Annotated in this window: 1 pseudogene; it reads right to left on the bottom strand. The window is 75.4% G+C overall.

Going from position 1 to position 317, the window contains the following annotated elements:
- Positions 1-317: pseudogene (locus DBV10_RS22810) on the bottom strand (hypothetical protein); the annotation flags it as partial.

The raw sequence follows: 317 nt of genomic DNA on the forward strand, positions 1-317 counted from the left end.
GGGGCAGGTGCTGGCGCAGTCTTGGCCAAGGGCTGCACGGGGGCCGGTGCGTGCGCAGGCGCAGGGGCCGTGGCGGGTTGGGGGGCCACGGCACCAGCTGCCGGGCTGGTGGCGTAGCGGGCGTGCTCCCGCTCCTGTGGGCTGCCGGGGGCTGGCGGTGTGGCCGACGGAGGCACGGCGAGGGGCTCTGGCAGGGGCTTGTGGGCAGCAGGCGCGGGCGCTTCGGCCCGGCGGTGGCTGAACGCGGTGTCCCGCTCTTCGGGTGTGCCGCGCTCAAACTGCAGCATCAACAAACCGGTCAGCCCCACCACGGCCAG

The organism is Acidovorax sp. FJL06 (genome assembly GCF_003852545.1).
Lineage (GTDB): Bacteria > Pseudomonadota > Gammaproteobacteria > Burkholderiales > Burkholderiaceae_C > Acidovorax.